17 protein-coding genes are annotated in these 19,172 nt (G+C 68.2%); 7 read left to right on the top strand and 10 right to left on the bottom strand.

The window, feature by feature from the left end; translation table 11 throughout:
- The first annotated feature begins 59 nt into the window (after positions 1-59).
- Genes RF701_RS05035 through RF701_RS05050 form a run of 4 tightly spaced genes read left to right on the top strand, consistent with a single transcriptional unit; the run spans position 60 to position 7,189 of the window.
- Positions 60-839 (top strand): 2-keto-4-pentenoate hydratase, encoded by a 780-nt coding sequence (locus RF701_RS05035; protein ID WP_210358371.1) that lies wholly within the window; start codon positions 60-62, stop codon positions 837-839.
- Between the two features lie 48 nt (positions 840-887).
- Positions 888-2,186: an MFS transporter gene (locus tag RF701_RS05040; protein ID WP_308814289.1), complete on the top strand. Its 1,299-nt coding sequence runs from the start codon at positions 888-890 to the stop codon at positions 2,184-2,186.
- A 12-nt stretch (positions 2,187-2,198) separates the two neighbouring features.
- Positions 2,199-6,005 carry a LamG-like jellyroll fold domain-containing protein gene (locus RF701_RS05045; RefSeq protein WP_308814290.1) on the top strand — a complete coding sequence of 1,269 codons (3,807 nt, stop codon included), beginning with the start codon at positions 2,199-2,201 and terminating at the stop codon, positions 6,003-6,005.
- Positions 6,002-7,189 carry a DUF885 family protein gene (locus tag RF701_RS05050; RefSeq protein WP_308814291.1) on the top strand — a complete coding sequence of 396 codons (1,188 nt, stop codon included), beginning with the start codon at positions 6,002-6,004 and terminating at the stop codon, positions 7,187-7,189. The genes RF701_RS05045 and RF701_RS05050 overlap by 4 nt, the downstream gene beginning before the upstream one ends.
- A gap of 11 nt (positions 7,190-7,200) precedes the next feature.
- Here the strand turns inward: RF701_RS05050 and RF701_RS05055 are convergent, their stop codons facing one another.
- Together RF701_RS05055 and RF701_RS05060 are read right to left on the bottom strand one after the other, a co-directional pair.
- Positions 7,201-9,591: a TonB-dependent receptor gene (locus RF701_RS05055; protein WP_374758593.1), complete on the bottom strand. Its 2,391-nt coding sequence runs from the start codon at positions 9,589-9,591 to the stop codon at positions 7,201-7,203.
- Between the two features lie 104 nt (positions 9,592-9,695).
- Entirely contained in the window at positions 9,696-10,067 is a 372-nt protein-coding gene (locus RF701_RS05060) for a LysR family transcriptional regulator (RefSeq protein ID WP_308814293.1), read from the bottom strand.
- Between the two features lie 250 nt (positions 10,068-10,317).
- On the opposite strand from RF701_RS05060, the gene RF701_RS05065 reads away from it, so the two are divergent.
- Positions 10,318-11,148, top strand: a complete 831-nt coding sequence (locus RF701_RS05065) for an aldo/keto reductase (RefSeq protein WP_308814294.1) — start codon at positions 10,318-10,320, stop codon at positions 11,146-11,148.
- Here RF701_RS05065 and RF701_RS05070 read toward each other — a convergent pair.
- Positions 11,145-11,795 (bottom strand): TetR/AcrR family transcriptional regulator, encoded by a 651-nt coding sequence (locus RF701_RS05070; protein ID WP_308814296.1) that lies wholly within the window; start codon positions 11,793-11,795, stop codon positions 11,145-11,147. The genes RF701_RS05065 and RF701_RS05070 overlap by 4 nt on opposite strands.
- A gap of 257 nt (positions 11,796-12,052) precedes the next feature.
- Here RF701_RS05070 and RF701_RS05075 point away from each other — a divergent pair, with 257 nt between their 5' ends.
- The gene (locus RF701_RS05075) at positions 12,053-12,898 is read left to right on the top strand and encodes an MBL fold metallo-hydrolase (RefSeq protein ID WP_308814297.1); all 846 of its coding nucleotides are present in this window, start codon (positions 12,053-12,055) and stop codon (positions 12,896-12,898) included.
- Between the two features lie 142 nt (positions 12,899-13,040).
- Here the strand turns inward: RF701_RS05075 and RF701_RS05080 are convergent, their stop codons facing one another.
- Genes RF701_RS05080 through RF701_RS05095 form a run of 4 tightly spaced genes read right to left on the bottom strand, consistent with a single transcriptional unit; the run spans position 13,041 to position 15,466 of the window.
- Entirely contained in the window at positions 13,041-13,796 is a 756-nt protein-coding gene (locus RF701_RS05080; protein ID WP_308814298.1) for a glucose 1-dehydrogenase, read from the bottom strand.
- A 38-nt stretch (positions 13,797-13,834) separates the two neighbouring features.
- The gene (locus RF701_RS05085; protein WP_308814299.1) at positions 13,835-14,725 is read right to left on the bottom strand and encodes an aldo/keto reductase; all 891 of its coding nucleotides are present in this window, start codon (positions 14,723-14,725) and stop codon (positions 13,835-13,837) included.
- The gene (locus RF701_RS05090) at positions 14,722-14,976 is read right to left on the bottom strand and encodes a tautomerase family protein (protein WP_308814300.1); all 255 of its coding nucleotides are present in this window, start codon (positions 14,974-14,976) and stop codon (positions 14,722-14,724) included. The genes RF701_RS05085 and RF701_RS05090 overlap by 4 nt, the downstream gene beginning before the upstream one ends.
- A gap of 4 nt (positions 14,977-14,980) precedes the next feature.
- Entirely contained in the window at positions 14,981-15,466 is a 486-nt protein-coding gene (locus RF701_RS05095) for a cupin domain-containing protein (RefSeq protein ID WP_308814301.1), read from the bottom strand.
- Between the two features lie 140 nt (positions 15,467-15,606).
- Here RF701_RS05095 and RF701_RS05100 point away from each other — a divergent pair, with 140 nt between their 5' ends.
- On the top strand, positions 15,607-16,515 hold the full coding sequence (locus RF701_RS05100; protein ID WP_308814302.1) for a LysR family transcriptional regulator: 909 nt from the start codon (positions 15,607-15,609) through the stop codon (positions 16,513-16,515).
- 48 nt (positions 16,516-16,563) lie between these two features.
- Here RF701_RS05100 and RF701_RS05105 read toward each other — a convergent pair whose 3' ends face one another.
- The 3 genes from RF701_RS05105 to RF701_RS05115 are packed head-to-tail and all read right to left on the bottom strand — an operon-like array spanning position 16,564 to position 19,159.
- Positions 16,564-17,538, bottom strand: coding sequence for a DUF2891 domain-containing protein (locus RF701_RS05105; protein ID WP_308814303.1), 975 nt, complete (start codon positions 17,536-17,538; stop codon positions 16,564-16,566).
- The gene (locus RF701_RS05110; RefSeq protein WP_308814304.1) at positions 17,535-18,497 is read right to left on the bottom strand and encodes a DUF979 domain-containing protein; all 963 of its coding nucleotides are present in this window, start codon (positions 18,495-18,497) and stop codon (positions 17,535-17,537) included. The genes RF701_RS05105 and RF701_RS05110 overlap by 4 nt, the downstream gene beginning before the upstream one ends.
- Complete coding sequence (locus tag RF701_RS05115) at positions 18,494-19,159, bottom strand: DUF969 domain-containing protein (protein WP_210358359.1); 666 nt, start codon at positions 19,157-19,159, stop codon at positions 18,494-18,496. The genes RF701_RS05110 and RF701_RS05115 overlap by 4 nt, the downstream gene beginning before the upstream one ends.
- Positions 19,160-19,172: the final 13 nt, after the last annotated feature.

Raw genomic sequence — 19,172 nt, forward strand, 5'->3', positions numbered from 1 at the left:
TTTCCCTTACCGATCGAGCAACACCGGAAAGGTGGGACGAACATTCGGGAGGGGCGGCCGTGAAGCCGGACAGCGATACGGCGCAGATTGCGCAGGCCTTTGTCGAGGCACGACGAACGGCGACCGCCTTGCCGGATTATCCGGGCCGTATCCCGGCCGATCTCGCGCAGGCCTATGCGGTGCAGGATGCGGCGCTTTCGCTGTCGTCCCGGCGTGTGGCGGGCTGGAAGGTCGGCCGCATCAATCCGCCCGTCGAAGGTTTCGACCGCCTCGCGGGCCCCATCTTCGTCGACCAGGTCACCGACGTCGCGCATTGCGAGATGCCGATCTTCGTCGATGGCTTCGGCGCGGCGGAAGCGGAGTTCCTGCTGCGCATCGGCCGCGTGCCGGATGCGGCGCAAACCGGCTTCACCCTCGCCGACGCGCGGGCGATGATCGACGCGGTGCATGTCGGGATCGAGATCGCGAGCTCGCCCTTTCCCGGCATCAACACGAACGGCCCGACCGCGACCATTTCCGACTTCGGCAACAACAACGGCCTCGTGATCGGCGCGGCGATCGAGACCTGGCGCGAGACGGACCTCTCGCTCTGGCCGGTGCAGCTGTTCGTCAACGACGCGGTGATCGGCGAGGGCATCGCCGCCGACATGCTCGACGGCCCGTTCGGCGCGGCGGCCTTCCTGTTCCGGCATCTCGCCGCGCGCGGTATCCGTCCGGAAGCGGGCCAGTGGATTTCGACCGGCGCGGTGACCGGCGTCCACCAGGTCGGCGTCGGCGATCGCGTCGAGGCGCGATTCGACGGGCGACTTTCCGTTCACTGCACGATCACGGCACAATAACCGATACGGCCCGCACAAGAGGCCGCGCAACACAGGAGAGACAGGCCGATGGCAACGATCGACACGCCGGAGGTCGGGGCGGACCCGACGAGCGCCGCGGCCGGTGTCGGGCGCTATCGCTGGGTGATCTGCGGCCTGCTGTTCGCAGCCACCGCGATCAACTATGTCGACCGGCAGATGATCGGCGTGCTCAAGCCGACGATTTCCGCTGAACTCGGCTGGTCGGAGACCACCTATGCCGACGTCATCTTCTGGTTCCAGGCGGCCTATGCCATCGGCTATCTGACCTTCGGCAAGATCGTCGACGCGGTCGGGGCACGGATCGGCTATTCGATCGCCTTCGTCATCTGGACGATCGGCCACACGTTGTGCGGCTTCGTCGGATCGGCCTTCCAGTTCTCGGTCGCGCGCTTCGTCCTCGGGATCGGCGAGAGCGGCAACTTCCCGGCGGGCCTCAAGTCGGTGACCGAATGGTTTCCGGCGAAGGAGCGCGCGCTGGCGACCGGCATCTTCAACGCCGGGGCCAATGTCGGCGCCGTAGTCACGCCGTTGATCGTGCCGGCGATCACCCTCGCCTTCGGCTGGCGCATGGCGTTCATCGTCACCGGCATCGCCAGCCTGGCGTGGCTGGTCGCCTGGATCGCGCTCTACCGCCGCCCCCGCGAAAGCACCAAAGTGTCACCGGCCGAACTGGCCTATATCGAAAGCGATCCCGCCGATCCGGTACGCAGGATCGGCTGGCTGAAGCTGCTCGGCTATCGCGAGACCTGGGCCTATGCGCTCGGCAAGTTCCTGATCGATCCCATCTGGTGGCTGTTCCTGTTCTGGACGCCGGATTTCCTCGCCAAGACCTACCATCTCGACCTGGTCAGCTTCGGGCCGCCGCTGGTCGTCATCTATCTGATCTCGGACCTCGGCAGCATCGCGGGGGGCTGGTCGTCGTCGCGGCTGATGAAGCGTGGCTTCACCGCCAATGCGGCGCGTAAGTCGACGATGCTGGTCTGCGCCCTGCTGGTGATGCCGATCTTCTTCGCCCAATATGTCGACAATCTGTGGCTGGCGGTCGCGATCGTCGGGCTCGCCACCGCCGCGCACCAGGCGTTTTCGGCCAATCTCTACACGATCCCGTCGGACATGTTCCCGCGCGGCGCGGTGGGATCCGTGGTCGGGATCGGCGGTACCGTCGGCGCGATCGGCGGCATGATGATGGCCAAGTTCACCGGCTACATCCTACAGACGACGGGCAGCTACACGATCATCTTCGCGGTGGCCGGCAGCGTCTACCTGCTCGCGGTCGCCGTCGTCCATCTGCTCAGTCCACGCCTCGCCCGCGTCGACGCGCTCTAAGGGTCTCTCCCGATGACGGTCCGCCCCCTCACGTCGCTGCTCGCGCTGGCGACGGCCTCCCTCGCCGCGCCGACCGCTCTTGCCCAGACCGGCGCCGCCGAGCCCGGCCTTTTGTTCCACGCGCCGCTCGACACAGGCTTCGACGCCACCGTCGCGGCCGGCGACGCGACCCCGAATTTCCGCGCCAACGTGTCGATCGTGCCGGATGGCGCGGTCGGCGGCGCGGCGCGCTGGGCGGACGACGGCTATGTCGCGTGGCGCGCGCCGGGCAACATGCGTAGCGCCCGGGGCACGCTGGCCTTCCACTGGCGCGCGCGCCAGCCGCTGGGAGAAGCGCCGTTCGTCATCTTCCGGGCCGGTTTCGCCGATCACAGCAGCTGGGACATGGCCTTCCTGCGCATCGACTGGAACGGCCACGGCTTCGACGCTTTCGTCACCGACGCCAATCTCTCCCGCATCCGGCTATCGTGGCGCATGCCCGCCGTGCCCGACGCACAGGCATGGCAGCATATCGCCTTTGCCTGGGACGAGACGGTCGGCGTACGCCTCTACGTCGACGGGCGCGAAGTCGCGCGCAAGGACCAGAAGGCGGATCTCGATACCGGGCTCGACCAGTTCGGGCTCGCGGGACGGGTGATGTCGCCGCATCAGGTGCAGAGCCGCTACAATTTCATGCGCGGCTCCGACGTCGACGACATCCGCGTCTACGACCGGATGCTGTCGACCGCGAACGTCGCGGCGCTCGCGGCAAAGACCACGGCGGGCCCCCTTCCCACCCCCGACGCCGCCGCCGAGCGTCAGGCGTGGCTGCACCGCTATGGCTGGGACAAGGCGCTGCCCCCCCTGCTCGATACGCCCGTCACGCGCATCCGCAAGGTCGAGTTCGCCGATGCGAAGGACCTGAAGGAGTGGATGTGGAAGGGTGTCGACGGCATCGCCGAGACGACCTGGCCCGGCGTCTACAATCGGTCGCGCCTGCCAGGGCGCGACGATTATTTCGAGCTGCCCGACTGGAACGTCTATGTCGAGGGCGGCAAGCGCTACGATCTGACCGTGCCCGCGGGCGAGCGCGTCAATCGCGTCGAGCTGCGCGGTGCCGCCTATGGCACGCTGAGCTGGAGCGACGGCGGCAAGGATATGGTGCTGGCGACGCGGCCGAAAGGCGTCGTGCGCAGCGTTGACCAGTTCGCGTCGCGCACCGGCGGCACGCTGCATTTCACCAACGTGATGCAGGAGCAGCCGATCCAGGAGCTCTGGGCCTATGACGTGGGCGCGGGTGCGGAGCCGGGCGGCAGCTTCAAGCTGGACTATACGATCCGCGCCGACGCCGCGCCGACGTTGGCCGCCCTCGCCCCGTTGAACGCGTTCATCGCCGGACGCTTCGCTCCGGACGAGCGCGCGACCGTCGTCGCGATGCCGACCGCGGGCGTCAAGGCGGCGGTGGGCGCCGCGGCGGCGGCGGGCGCCGGCGGCGGCGTGGCGCGGCGTGAGGGCATGGCGCCGATCGTCCATGTGCTGATCCCCGCCAGTCTCGGCGACGCGCAGCCGGACCAGCCGGTCGCACGCGCGTTCGATTATGGCTGGCAAAACCTCCGGGATGGTCTCGACGGTGTCGCCATCGACCTCCCCGCCCTTGCCGGCAGCAGGCCGGTCGCGCTGAACATCCGGATCAAGGATCCGATCTGGCCGGAGCGCGACATGATCGACGTCTCGGTCTCCGTCACCCCGGGCAAGAAGCGCACGCTCTGGCTCGACCTGCGCGACCGGATTTTGTCGAACGACAGCCTCTATCTCTCGATCGCCGCGTCCGATCCGGCTTTCTCCGCGGCCAGCCTCGACGGCACGCGCATCCGCCTGGTGTTCAAGCCTCGCGCCGAGGCGCTCAAGGAGCATGTCGCGGATCGCTTCAACCAGGTGAAGGACAATTGGGGTTTCCTCGTCGAGGAGCATACCGCGTCCAAGCGCATGGGACTGTACCGGCGGCTCTACGCCGACATCACCGACCTGCTGCGGGTCGATCCGGACAACGCGCTGGCGCAGGCCTATTGGGCGGATATCGACTATCGCCCCGAAAACCTGCCCGCCTTCGCCCAGCCGGCACCGACGAAGGGGGAGCCTCTGTGGGCATTCCGGCAGCTGGAGGACCTGCGTTATGTCCGCCGCTTCGTCGACTGGTGGATCGACCATCGGCAGGTACCTTACGGCGACTTCGGCGGCGGCATCTCCGACGACACCGACCTGACGCAGCAATGGCCGGGCCTCGCCCTGATGGGCGTCGAGCCCGACAAGGTGAACGCCTCGCTCCGCGCGCTGTCCGACGCGGTCTACGCCAATGGCATGCGGGTCAACGGTCTCGGCTATATCACCACCGACGAACTGCATGCCTATGAGGAAGGGCTGAATTCCGACGCGGAGCGGCTGTATCTCAACTGGGGCGAGCCAAAGGCGGTCGAGCGGCTGATGGCGACGACGCGTGCGCTGCAGGACGTGATCCTGAAGAACCCGGCCGGGCACATGCACTTCGCCTCGAGCTGGTATGGCGGCCGCAAGATCTATCGCGACGCGCCCTGGGCGTGGCAGAAGCCCTATGCCTTCACCGTCATGCATGCGCCGATCCTGGTCGGCTTGTACAACGGCAACAGCGCCGCCCGCGGACTGGTCACCGGGGTGATCGACGGCTGGATGGCGCACGGCACGCAGGACGCGAAGGGTGGCTGGAGCTATCCGAACGAGATCCACTGGGACGACGACAAGGAACGGGTCGGCGACGGCGGCGGCCTGACCACGCCGCTGCAAAGTGCGTGGAGCGCGTGGCGCTTCACGGGCGACACGAAATATCTCCGGCCGATCCAGAGCCGCATCGCCAAGGCGGGACCGGCCGCCCTTGCGGAGTTCAACGAGAACGGCTTCGCCGTCCTGCCAGGCGGGGCGACATATCGCGACGCGCTCGCGGCGCAGACGAAGGACGATCCGTACTCGCTGTACACGCGCTGGGATGCGACGGGAGACGTTGCCGCGCTGGAGGCGCTGCACGCCGACGCGATCGCCGACAAGGCCCGCCACGAATATATGTACACCGAGGGCCATTGGTGGTCCGATCGGGTCGAGCAGCCCAACGAGATTCTGCAGCGCGAGCGGCTCGGCGGCATCGCCCTGCGCCGCAACCAGACCTGGCCGGGCAATACCGTGTCGTGGCGCTTTACCGAACCGGACGCGGCGGGCGAGGTCGCGATCCTGATGCCGGGCGCGACGCCGGATCGTTTCCGCGTCATCGCCTATAATCGGACCGACCAGGTGCAGCAGGCGGTCATGACGTGCTGGTCGGTGACGGCGGGGCAATGGACCGTGCGTCGCGCGACAAGCGGCGACGGCGGCAGGACGCTGTCGCCGGATGGCGCGCCATCGAACATTTCGCTGGAGCGCAGCCTGGGAACGACCGTCGCCTTCGCCCCGCACACGACCACCGTCTACGATTTCGCGCTGGCCACGCCTTCGACTCCCGTCGAGCGGCGCGCGGACCTCGGTATCGGCGCCGACGATATCGTTCGCGACCATGGCGGTCTTTCGGTCACCGTGCACAGTCTCGGCGCGCTGCCGACGCCGGGCGGGACGCTGACGGTGCGCGGCGGCGACGGCGCGATACTCGCGACCGCGGCAATCCCACCGCTCGACGCGCCGACCGACCTCAAGCCGCGCACCGTCGTGGTGCACGTGGCGCTGCCACGCGGGACGGCGCGGACGGTCGCAGTCGCCCTGCCCGGCAATGCGGCGGAGGTGACGCGGCTCAACAACGAGGTGGTGCTGGATACCGGACGATGACGCCGTCGCGGCGCGGTGTGCTGACCGGCATCGGCGCCGCGGCCGTCACGCCGGCGGGCGCGACGACGCGGGGCGGCAACACCGAGATCGGATTGGCGCTGGATGCAGCGATGGCGCTGCCTGTCGATGACGCACTGTCCCGACTGGCGCCGTTCCGCCTTGACGACGCAGGTCCCGGCCGGCGCCTGGACCTGCAGGCCGCGCGGGCAGGGCTGGCGATCGATCGCGCGCTGACGGCGGCGCGGGGCGAGGCCGCATCCTTCTCGCTGCGGTTGCAGCGCATCGTCGGCAACGACGCTACGTTGGATCGCGTCGCGCGCGACCTGGACGACGCGCACCGCGCATCTACCGCCGCCGCCGACCGCCTGTTCCAGCGGCTCGGCATCGCCGGTCGCAGCAGTGGGGCGAGGTTCGAGGCGTTGTGGCGCAACCCGCGCTGGCTGTTCGCCGACGACGACGCGGGACGCGCATCGGCGGTGACGGCGATGTGCGCCACGCTGGCCGCGATCCGGCCCCGGCTGCCCCACGTGCTCGGCCCGCTGCCGCCCGAATGCCTCGCCGTCGACGTCCGCGCGCTCGACGCGGCGGAGATCGCCGCCGGCAAGGGCGGCTATCGCGTCCTGCCGTCCGCAGGCAGCCAGGGTCTCTACGTCGTCGACCTGAAGGAGGTGCGCCGCCGCCCCCTTTTCACATTGCCCAGCGTCGTCGCCCACGAGCTGCTGCCGGGTCATATGACGCAGATGCCGCTCGAAGCCCTTGCCCGGCCCCATCCGCTGCGCCTGCGCTATGCCGCGGCCTTTTCCGAAGGCTGGGGCATCTATGCCGAGCGGCTGATGGCGACAGACGGCCTCTACACCTGCCCCGAGGACATGCTGGGGCACCTCCACTGGATGCTGTTCCGGATCGCGCGCGGCCTGGCCGATATCGCTATCCACGTCCGGGGCATCGCGCCCGATCAGGCAGAAGCCGCGATGCGGGAGACGCTGGGCGAGCCCGCCTATTTCGCCCCCTTCGCGGGCGACGTGGCGCGGATCGTCGCGGAGCCCGCGACCCGGGCGGGCGAGGCGTGGCTGCCGCTGCGCCTCGACCGCACGCGGCCGACGTCGCGCGCCGGCTGGCCGGCCTGGCACGCCGGACTGTTACGCCACGGGCGCCTGCGCACGGACATGATCCGGTCGCGCTGATGCGCGGCGCGTCACAGGGCGAAGCGCAAGGTCCCGCCGATCGTCCGCGGATCGCTGGGCGTGCCGACGATGAGGCCGGAATTGCCCGCCTGGATCGTCAGGTTCTGAATGTACTGCGAATCGAACAGGTTGCGCGCCCATACGATCGCCTCCAGCCCGCTGGCGAAGCGGTAGCCGATGTTGGCATTCGTCAGATTGTACGCGCGGATATAGGTGAAGCGCGACAGGGAAGGATCGCCGTTGAAGCCGCTCCGCGAGGCAGTGTCGACATGCACTAAAACCTCGCCGCGTCCGAGGCGACGCTGATAATCGATCCCCCCGGTCAGCGCGAAGCGGGGCAGCGAGGCCAGGCGCCGGCCGGTCAGGCTGCATTTTGTCGTCGCGGCGGTCTGCACCTCGAGCGGACAGGGGCCCGCCGGATAGTCGCTGTAGATCCCGTCCGAGAAAGCGATGCCGGTGCGGACATTGAGTCCCGGCAGGATCAGGGCGGTCATGTCCGCCTCCACGCCTTTCACCTCCACCGCCGGGATATTCGACAGGTAACCGCGCAGCTGCACCGTCTGCGTCAGCGAGTTCTCGACGATGGTCGCCTGGAAATCGCGGACTTTCGTCAGGAAGCCGTCGATGTTGAAGACCAGGCGGTCGCCGAGCAGGCGGTTTTTCAGGCCGATCTCGTAGGTCTCGTTGCGCTCGGGGCGAACGACCGCGGTGGCGGAAACCGGCTGGTTGTTCGCATCGAGCGGCAGGCCCGACATGTTGATCCCGCCCGACTTGAAGCCTCGCGCATAGCTCGCATAGGCCATGGTCGCGTCGGTGACCTGCCAGGCGAGGTTGCCGCGCCCGGAAAGGCTGCCGTCGCTGTCGCGCGCGGCATAGCTCTGCGGGCGCAGCACCCCCAGCCGTGCGGCGATCAGCGCGGCGTTGGCCGTCGCCGGTCCACCGGAAACGATGGTGCTGTAATAGCCGTGCTTGTCTTCCTGCGTGTAGCGAAGGCCGACGGTCGCGGTCAGGCGCGGCGCCAGCCGGTAATTGACCTCTCCGAACGCCGCATAGCTGGCGCTGCGGAAGTCCGTGCGGCCATCCTGTCCATAACCGTCGAGCAGATTGCCCGGCACCGGCGTATTGTTCGCCCCGGTTACCGTCCCGATCAGATATCGCGCCGCGGCGGGTCCATAGATGCTGATCGGTCGCCCGGTCAGCCGCTGACCGAAACCGTAGAGCCCGACGACATAGGTCATGGCTCCGCTGCCGTTGGAGGCGAGCCGGAGTTCCTGGCTGAACTGGTCCTGGCGCGAGGGAATGTGCTGTGACAGCTGTACCGGCAGGCCGGTATAGTCACGGTCGTTCTCCGCATCCCAGTTCCAGAAGCGCCAGGCGCTGACCGAGGTCAGCGTGGCTGGCCCCAAATTCCAATCGGCGATCGTGCTGATGCCGCCCTCGTTGGTGTCGACGCCGAGCGGACCGTCGATATCGGTCTTGCGTGCATAGGGATCGGTGCTGGGCGGCGCGTAGCCGAATTGCGCCGCGAGCCCACCGGGGCCGCCGAACTGACGGCTGGCGGCGCGCAGGCTGGAGCCCGTGCGCAGATAGACCTGCGTGCAGCAATAGGCCTGGAAATTGGTGAAGTCGGCGATGACGCGCAGGCGGAACGCGTCATCCGGCGCGAACAGCAGCTGCCCGCGCACCGCCTGCGTTCCCAGCGTGTTGGCGGCGCGGCCGGTGCGGACATTGTCGAGAATGCCGTCGCGCCGGGTCGAAACCCCGGAGATGCGATAGGCCAACGTGTCGGTGATCGGCCCCGACGCCCAGCCCCTGGCCTGAACGAAGTCGAAGCTGCCATAGGACAGCTCGGCGAACCCCTCGCGCGTGAAGGTCGGCGCGCGGGTGGTAATGTTGAGCGCGCCCGCGGTGGTGTTCTTGCCGAACAGCGTTCCCTGCGGTCCGCGCAGTTCCTCGACCTGGGCGATGTCGGCAAAGTCGAAGGCGGCAGTCGCGGGTCGCGCGTGATAGACCTGGTCGACGTAGAAGCCGACCCCTGGCTCCAGCCCATCGTTCGCCTGGCTGACCGCAACCACGCTGGAGCCGAGCCCGCGGATGGTGAAGGCGGTGTTGCGAGGGTTGGCCGAGCTATAGTTGAGCGTCGGGATCAGCGTGGTCAGCGCCTGTGTGTTGACGGTGTAGCTGCGGTCGACGAGTGCGCCGGACACCACGGAAAGCGCGGCGGGCACGGCTTGCTCCCGCTCGTCCCGGCGGCGGGCGGTCACGACCACGTCGGGCAGGCGATCCGCCGGTTTATCCCGCGACACCAAAGCCCCGTCAGGCGAAGGCGCAACGCCCGTGACCTGCGCCCCGGCCGCGGCAACCGGCATCAGCGCAGCGATCACGCAAACAGCCGCCAGCATGCGATGAGACATGGTCGATACCCCGATAGCCGCGGCCGTCCGCGCCGCTTTATATCCGAGCGTATATCAACACTATATTCCGTCGTATATAACCGGTCGACCGGTCAGTCGGATGTGCGCGGCTCCGTACGAAGGTGCTCGCGCAACCGCGCATAACCCGCAGCCTGGGCGATGGCGGCCACTTCCCGCTCCATCTCGCGATAGGCGTCGAGGACGGCGAGCCCGGTCGGCGTGACGCGTGCGCCGCGCTCCGTGCCGCCACCGCGGATCGTCTCCACCAGCAACGGGTCGAAGCAGCGGTTCATCTCGTCCACCAGCAGCCAGGCCCGGCGGTAGCTCATGCCGAGCGCGCGGCCGGCGGCGCTGATCGACCCGTGCGCGACGATCGCGTCGAGCAGATCGGCCTTGCCCGGGCCGATCGCCAGGGCATCGCCGCAGGCGATCTGGATTTTCACCCAGAGCGGACCGAGCTTCACGTCACCGGCTCGCGATGCAGGCGGCCGCCGCGCGAGCCCGCGTTGATGCTCTGGCATGAGGGCGGAGGGGCACTGAGGCGATCCAGTTACGCACGTCGATCTGCACGGCAGGTCCTTCGTTGAAGCCCGGCACCCGCGGCGGCGCCTCGCCGCACCCTATCGCCCTTGTGCCCGGACCGCCACGTTTCCGGCGCGCTGCCCGATCCGCTGCGCCATTGACCCATTGGCCGCGCCAGACGTTCTGGCCCCCATGAAGATGATCACCTTTCCCGATGGTGCCAGCGTTCCGGCGCTCGGCCAAGGCACGTGGATGATGGCCGAGGATCACGCCCGCCGTACGGAGGAGATCGCCGCGCTGCGCGAGGGGCTGGCGCTCGGCCTGACGCTGATCGACACCGCCGAGATGTACGCCGACGGCGAATCCGAGCGGCTCGTGGGCGAGGCGATCGCGGGCGCGCGCGACCAAGTGTTCCTCGTCAGCAAGGCCTATCCGCAAAACGCCTCGCGCGATCGCCTGCCCCGCGCCTGCGAGGCCAGCCTCGCGCGGCTCGGCACCGATCGGATCGACCTGTACCTGCTCCACTGGCGCGGCCGCGTCCCCCTGTCCGAGACGATCGAGGCGATGGAGCGGCTCGTTGCCGCGGGCAAGATCCTGCGCTGGGGTGTCAGCAATCTCGATACCGACGATATGGACGAGCTCGTCGGCAGCGGCGGCCGGTCCTGCCAAACGGATCAGATCCTGTACAACCTGACGCGACGCGGGCCCGAGTATGATCTCCTCCCCTGGCTGGATCGCCATCATATGCCGGTCATGGCGTACAGCCCCGTCGAACAGGGCCGCCTCGTCGCCCATCGCGATCTGCTGCGGATGGCGGAGGAGCGCGACGCCACACCCGCGCGGGTCGCGCTGGCATGGCTGCTGGCGAGGGACGGCGTCATTCCCATTCCCAAGGCAGGAACGGTCGCGCATGTTCGGGACAATCGCGCCGCGCTGGACATGACCTTGTCGGAAGCGGAACTCCGCCGCCTCGACGCGATCTTCCCGCCGCCGAGCGGACCGGAGCCGCTGGCGATGCTCTAGTCCGATACGGGCGCGCGCCGCGGCCTCAGCCCAGTGACGAGCCGCATCGCGACATGCTTCGTCAGCTGGTCGATCTCCAGCGTCGTCTCCAATTGGCGCAACCGGTCGAGCTCGAGCAAGGTATAGCCGTGTAGCGTCGACCAGACGGTCACCACGGCGGCGGATACATCGTCCTCGTCGTCGACATCGATCGAGAAGATTCCGCTCCTGCCGCCTCGGATCAGCAGGTCGCGCAGGACATGGCGCGCCCGGTCCGCGGCACTGCGCAGTTCCGGCGAGAGGCTGCCGTCGGGGTTCTTGACGTCCTTACCGATCATCAGGGCATAACGCGATCGATCTTCCAGCGCGAAGGCGACGAAAGCTCCGATGAGCGCCGTCAGTCCCTCCGCCGCATCCGGTGCGCCGGCAGCCGCGCGCTCCACCGTCAGTCGCAGCCGATCGTAACCCGCTGCTGCGACCGCCGCGAGCAGTTCGGCCTTGTCCCTGAAATGACGGTAGGGCGCATTGTGACTGACCCCCGCGCGCCGGGCGACCTCACGCAGTGACAGGCTTGCAGCTTCGGACTGCGCGAGCAGTGCCGCAGCCGCGTCGATCAGGGTCGTTCGCAGGCTTTCGGTACCAGATGTCGCTGGGTGCGCTTCCTTCATCCCGCATATTCGCGACACCAGTTGACACTGTCAACATTTCGATTCATGTTGACAGTGTCAACAGGGGCGAGTCGATGACCTCCTCAATCAGCAACGAGGCGGTCGCTGACGTGCGTGGCGCCGATCGATCGCCTGCCCCTCGCGCGAAGGGTAACTACGGTGCGCCGCCTTCGGCGCATCCGTCGCGCGCGCCTCCGCAAACGTCCGTCATGCCGCTCCCACCAGTTCCCACTCCCTCCGAAATCAGGCTCAAGGATATGACCATCATCGCCAATCCCGCGGTTCGCCACGCCGTCGGCGACTTCATCGTGACCGCCCTCTCCTACGGATATGCTGACCTGCCGCCACCCCTTCTCGTCAACGGGGACGGATCGACGCTGCCGGGGGCGGACGTTCCGCTTCGGGTCGAAGTAAACGCCTTTCTCATCCAGGGGCGCGGACGGACGATGCTGGTCGACACGGGCGCAGGTCACTTCATGCAGCCGAGCCTGAATCAGCTCGACGCGGCGATGCGCGCGGTGGGCGTCTCACCCGATACGATCGATGCGATACTCCTGACGCACCTGCATCCCGATCATGCCGGCGGTCTCGTCGACGCCGCCGGTGCCGCCGTGTTCGATCGGGCGGAGCTATGCGTGCATGAGTACGAACTCGCGTTCTGGGACGGAGACGAGAATCTCAGTCGCGCACCGCTGGCAATGCAGCCCGGCTTCCATGCCGCCCGCACGGCACTGGCCCCCTACCGCACCCGCCTGACGCCGTTCCGTGATGCCGAGGTCATGCCCGGCATCACGCCGCTCGCGCTTTTCGGCCACACGCCGGGCCATTGCGGGTTTCTGATCGATGGCGGCGGCAGCGAACAGCTGCTGATCTGGGGCGACATCATCCATCGACTGGACGAGCAATTGACGAACCCGGACACGGGCGTCGCGTTCGATTGCGACGGCCATGCCGCGCGCGCGGTCCGGCGCGCGACGTTCGACCGTATCGTGGCGGACGACCTCACCTTCACCGGCATGCACGTGCCGATGCCGCAGATCGGCAAGCTGTTCCGCGACGGTCACGGGTTCGCCTACCGGCCGGTCGAGACCGTCGTCTGCTGACGCGGGGCGGCTCCGCACTGTGGCAAGGGCCGTGTTAGCGCTGGCCCCGACCAGGACGGCGTGGATGAAACAATCCACCGGCAACCCGCATCGCCGGTGGCCCGCTCACCGTTCGGCCCGGAAAAATCGCGGCCCCGGCCCGTCAGAGCGACCAGCCGCCATCGACCGAGATCGCCGCGCCCGTCACGAACGCTCCCAGGTCGGAACACATCCACAATACGGCTTCGGCGATCTCCTCCGGCTTGCCCAGACGTCCGACCGGCTCAAGATCGATCGCCTTCTGGATATCGCCGCCGGTGAAGCGATCCATCATCGGCGTTTCGATGTTGCCGGGCAAGACGGCGTTCACCCGGATGTTCTGCTTGGCATAATCTAGCGCGGCGGATTTGGTCAGGCCGATTATAGCGTGCTTGGATGCCGTATAGGAGGCTCCACCGGGAACCCCGCGGACGCCAGCGCCCGAGGAGGTGTTGACGATCACGCCGCCGCCTTGCCGTACCATCTGCGCAAGCTCGTGCTTCATGCACACGAACGTACCGCGCAGATTGATGTCGAGGATGCGATCCCATTCGGCGAGCTCGATCTCGTGGACAGGGGCGGCCGTGTTCTCGACGCCCGCGTTGTTGAAGGCGACATCGAGTCGGCCGAACGTCTCGATCGCCTTCGCGACCGCCGCCCCGACCTCGTCGGGCTGTGCGACCTCGCAACCGAGCAACAGGGGTTCGGCGCCCGCGTCGCGAACGGCGGCGGCGGTGCCGGACAGCGCGTCCTCCGTACGATCGAGGATGGCGAGGCGCGCGCCCTCTCGCGCGAAGGCGATGGCCGTCGCGCGGCCGATGCCGCTGGCGGCGCCGGTGATGAAGGCGACCCTGCCTTCGAAACGCTGGGTTGTGGGCATGACGATGAACCTTTCGCGAATGGTCTGATCAGCCGGGCTCAGTCGGCGGTTTGCCCCCCGGCCGCGGGGCGTGGCTTGCCGAACACGGGAAAGGCCCGGGCCTCGCCATAGTCGAATGCCGCGATCGGATGGCCGAGACGCGCCATGTCTTCCGGCGCGATCTCGAAATCGATGTCGATGTTCTGCCGCAGATGATCCGCGTCCGTCGACTTGGGCAAAGGCACCAGACCGAGTTGCAGGCAGAAGCGGATGCAGAGCTGTGCGACGCCGACGCCATATCGCGCCGCACAGGCCGAGATGTCGGCGTCGCGCAGCGCCGCGCCGTGCGCCACCGGCGAATAGGCCTCGACCAACACGTCCTGCGCACGGCAATAGTCGATGAGGTCGAAGGGCATGTTGCCGACATGCGCCAGCACCTGATTGACGGCGGGCCGTACCGTCCCGTGCCGCAGGATGTTGTCGAGATCCGCGCGTTCGAAGTTGGAGACGCCGATCGCCCGGATCTTGCCGGCGCGATAAGCCTCCTCCAGCGCCCGCCACGCCGCCAGGTTGCCGGCATCATAGTCGCCGTCTTCGCGGAATTCGGCCCATGGCTGCGGGCTGTGGATCAGCATCAGATCGATATGGTCGAGGGCCAGCGCCCGCAGCGAGCCGTCGATCCGTGCCCTGGCATCGGCGAGGGTCTTCGCCTCCGCCGCCAGCTTCGTCGTCACGAAGACGTCGTCACGGGGGATGCCGCTGGAGCGCAGCCCCTCGCCTACCCCCCGCTCGTTGCCATAGGCTTGCGCCGTATCGACGTGCCGATAGCCGATGGCCAGCGCGTCGCGTACGACCCGGCTGACCGATGTGTCATCGATCCGCCAGGTCCCGAGGCCGATGACGGGGATCGCCACGCCGTCGGCGAGCGTGAACGTCCGATCGAGAATCATGGCCGTTCCTCCGCGTCGGCGGGCGGCTCGCCGTAGCCGGGACGCTTGGCGAGGCTTGTCCACCTGGCCTTGATGTCCGGCTTGTACACGCGGGCGTTCCACTGCGCCGGCGGCACCTCCTCGAACGCGACCGACACGGCGTCCTCGTTGTAGCCGAGCGAGTCGGTGACACCCTGCACGATCGTCGCGGCAAAGCGACGCTTCTGGTCCTCGGTCTTGCCGGGCCAGAGCTTTACGATGACGTGCGGCATCGCCTCAGTCGCTTCCAAGCGGTGCGAGATACTCCTCGTCCGTCACCTTCTCCATCCAGGTCACCGGCGATCCTCCGACGGATTCCTGGATCGCGATATGCGTCATGCCCTCATGCGCCGAGGCACCATGCCAATGCTTGTGCTCGGCCGGGCACCACAGGATGTCGCCCGCACGGAATTCGAGCTTCGGGCCGCCCGCGATCTGCGTCCAGCCGACACCCTCGGTCACGATCAGGGTCTGGCCCGCGGGGTGCGTGTGCCAGGCGGTGCGCGCGCCAGGCTCGAAATGCACGATGGCGCCGGACACGCGCGACGGTGCCTCGCGCTGGAATTGTCCGGTGATGGTGGCCTTGCCGGTGAAATAGTCGGCCGGCCCGTCGACGGTCTTCATGTCCGTCTTGCGTTCGATCGCCATATCCGTCCTTCCTTTCTGAGCCTGGACGCCCGCGGGCAGCGACAGCGCCGCCAGGCAGATGCCGAATGTCCTCATGCTGGTTTCCCTCGGCGCTATCGCCCGTCCCGATGACGGGCGTCGAGGACGACTATCTAGAGCACGAGGCCGCCCGTGATTACCGACGCCAAAGCCAATGAACTGGTGAACCAGGCTCAACAATACGCTATGCCGCGACCATGCAGATCAGCCGTTCGGATCTGGCGGACTTCGCCTATTTCCTGGCCATCGCGCGGCTCGGCAGCTTTCGGCGGGCGGCAACCGCCATGGGCGTCACGACATCGGCGCTGAGCCATGCGATGACGGCGCTCGAAGCCCGGCGCGGCGTCAGACTGTTGAACAGGACGACGCGAAGCGTGACGCTGACCGCCGCCGGCGAGGAGCTTCGCGCGAGCATCGAACAGCCGATGCACGCGATCGAAGACGCCGCGGGCCGTCTCGACCGGTATCGCGACGCGCCCGCGGGGCGGGTCCGCATCAACGTGCTCGAGGATGCGGTCGGCCTGATCCTGGAGCCGGTCATGCCCGTGTTCGTCGATCGCTACCCCGACGTCGCGATCGACGTCAGCGTCAGCAACCGGATGATCGACATCGTCGGCAGCGGCTTCGACGCCGGCATCCGTTACGGCGGTACGGTGCCGGAGGACATGATCGCGCAGCGGCTGTCGCCCGACCTGCGCTGGATCGCCGCGGCAGCACCTGCCTATATCGCGCGCTTCGGCATGCCCCGCGTTCCGGACGACCTAAGCACGCATCGCTGCGTCGGTATCCGCCTGGGCAACGAGAAGCTGTATCATTGGGAGTTCGAGCGGGACGGCCAGGCGATCGCAATCGCGACGCCCGGCCCGATCACGGTCGACGCGAGCCACGCGGCCATTGCCTTCGGCCTGCGTGGTGCGGGGATCATCTATGCGACCGAAGCCGTGCTCCGCCCGTTTCTGGACAGCGGCACCCTGCTTCCCGTGCTGGACGACTGGTCGCCGATGGGAAGCGGCTTCCATATCTATTACCCCGGCCGCCGGCACCTTCCCACGGCGCTACGTCTGCTGATCGACCTGATCAGAGAGGTTCGGCCGCTTCGCGGCTGAGTGGGCGACGGCGCAGCGTCCATCGCGATCGGCGAATTCCGACCTGTCTCAGTCCGTCCCGGTGATAGCCAGCGCGGCGAAGCTCGCGAGCCAATGTTCGCCCATATAATCGCCCGCCAGCTCGCCGATCCCGGCCGCGAGATGGTCGGCGGCGGCCGCTTGCAGCGCTGCCTGCAGCCGGCCGTCCGACGCGCCCGCGAGCGCGCGCATGGCCCATGCGCGGCTGAGGTTGAGGCCGTCGAGATGCGCGATCCGTCCGTCGGCGCGATCGCTGACACGGGCGGGTGCCGCCAGGGTCTCGGGCAACGAAGGCAGGAAGCCGGCGAACCAGACTGCGAACGTCTCGGCCGGCATCAGGCACTGCATCGCCATCGCCTCCATCAGCGTCGGGGACAGGAAGTCCTCGCCGCTCGGCTCCCACGCCTGCGCCTGCCGATCGCGGCCGAACCAAAGCTGCGCGCGCTCGACCATGGCGTCTCGCATCGCCGCATCGCCGGCGACACGAGCATAGCGGTCGGCGAGGACCAGCGCGAAGGCGCTATTGGCGTGCGTGCCCGCGCGCACCGGATAGGTCATCATCGGCAGATGCGCGCGCCATCGCGCCGCGAACGCGTCCGCGAGCGGCCGCAGCGTGGCGGCATGCGCCAGTCCCGCGACGACCAGTTCGCTGTGCAGCATCAGCAGCCATGCCCAGCCATAAGGGCGCTCGAAGCCGCGTGCGTCCGGGCGGTCGAGATAGCGGCATTCGGCGGCGACCTTCTTGGGAGTGAAGGCATCCGCGAAGAGGGCATCGATCGCCGTGGCCTCCGGCAGGTCGGGAAACAGGCGGCGGACGCGGGCAAGCAGCCAATAGCCGTGGACGCAGCTGTGCCAGTCGAAGCTGCCGAAGAAGATCGGATGCAGGTCGCGCGGCGTGTAGATATCGGCGCGATCGATCATGATATGGTCGGATTTGTGCGGATATTCGCGCGTCACATGGCCAAGGGCGATCCGCGCGAACGCCGCGGCCTGCTCGGGGGTCATCGCCACCGTCCGGGAAAGGCACACAGGGCCAGCACCGCGATGTTGAAGGCGAGCAGCATCAGCGCCGTCGGCCATTGCACCCGGATCACCCCGAACCGGTCGCGCAGCTCGAGGACCGCCGCAGGCACGAGGTTGAAATTCGCCGCCATCGGCGTCATCAACGTGCCGCAGAACCCCGAAAGCATGCCCAGCGCCGCGACCACGGCGGGATCGCCGTTGAAATGGCGGATCAGCAGCGGCAGGCCGACGCCTGCGGTCATGATCGGAAAGGCGGCGAAGGCATTGCCCAGCACCATCGTGAACAGCGCCATGCCGACGCAATAGGCGATCGTGCCGGCGAGTGGCGTGTCGAGCGCGACGACATGGACCATACCGCCCGCGACCACCTTCCCCACGCCGGCCATCGCGAAGACGCCGCCCAGGGCCGCCAGCATCTGGGGCAGGACCATCGCCCAGCCGATCGAATCGACCAGCCTGCGCGCCTCCGCGACGGGTGCGGCACGCGGCGGACGGGTCAGCACGACGGCCAGCGTCAGCGCGACGACCGCGCCGATCACCAGCGCCGCCAACGTCACCTGCTTCGGATCGATCAGCGCCACGCCCGCGATGCGACCGTCGCCGACGAGCAACGTGCCCGCCAGCGTGACCGCCGGCAGCATCAGCGCGGGTACGAACAACCACGCCCCCAGCCTCGCAGCGTCGGCACGACGGCGATCCGCACCGCTGCTGGCGACGTCGGACGGGCGAAGGCCGAGCGTCGCCAGCGCGACCATCGCCAGGACCAGGCACCCGTCGACGAGGTCGGGCAGCCATGGCCCCGCCCCGAGCAACAGTGCGAAGATCCCCCAGAAGCCGGCATTGCGCCACCGCGTGGGTGCGCCCCGGTCGCGAGCATGATGCACGGCCACCGCCGCCGGCAGCGTCGCCGCCGCCACGCCGATGGCATCGAGCCCGATCACGGTCGCCGCCGCAATCGACGATCCAGCAACAGGAGCCGGACGCCATGGATCAGGAAGGCGGCGATGGCGGTGGGTATCGCCCACACGGCCACCGAAAGCGGCGCCACCGTCACGCCATCCTGTTCCAGGATCGCCCGGATGAGCAGGATGGAGCCGATCGCGACGAACAGATCCTCGCCGAAGAACATGCCGATATTGTCGGCGGCGGCCGCATGCGCGCGGATATGGTCGCGCGTCGCGGGGTCCAGCGGCGGCCGGTCGTCCCGCTCCTCGGCACCCTCGGCCATGGGGGCGACGATCGGGCGGACCATCTGGACATGGCCGCCCAGCGACACCAGCCCGAGCGCCGCCGTGATCTGCCTCAGCGCGAGATAGCCGAGCAGCACCCTTCCGGTGGTGGCGCGGCGCAGCCGACGGACGAAGTCGCGGGCCTTGTCGCGCAGGCCGGCCCGTTCGAGCAGTCCGATCGTCGGCAGCGCCAGGAAGGGGACCGCGAGGAACCGGGCGTCGACGAAGGCCCGGCCGATCATGGCGATCACGGCGATCGGCCCATAGCCCGCCGCCGCGGCGCTGGCCAAGGCGGCGACGGTCACGACCAGCAACGGGTTCACGCCCAGCGCAAAGCCGATGACGATGATCACGATCCCCGACAGGACGAGCATGGCAGGCGGTTCC

Origin of the sequence: Sphingomonas sp. GV3, assembly GCF_031082075.1 — a bacterium.
Taxonomy (GTDB): domain Bacteria; phylum Pseudomonadota; class Alphaproteobacteria; order Sphingomonadales; family Sphingomonadaceae; genus Sphingomonas; species Sphingomonas beigongshangi.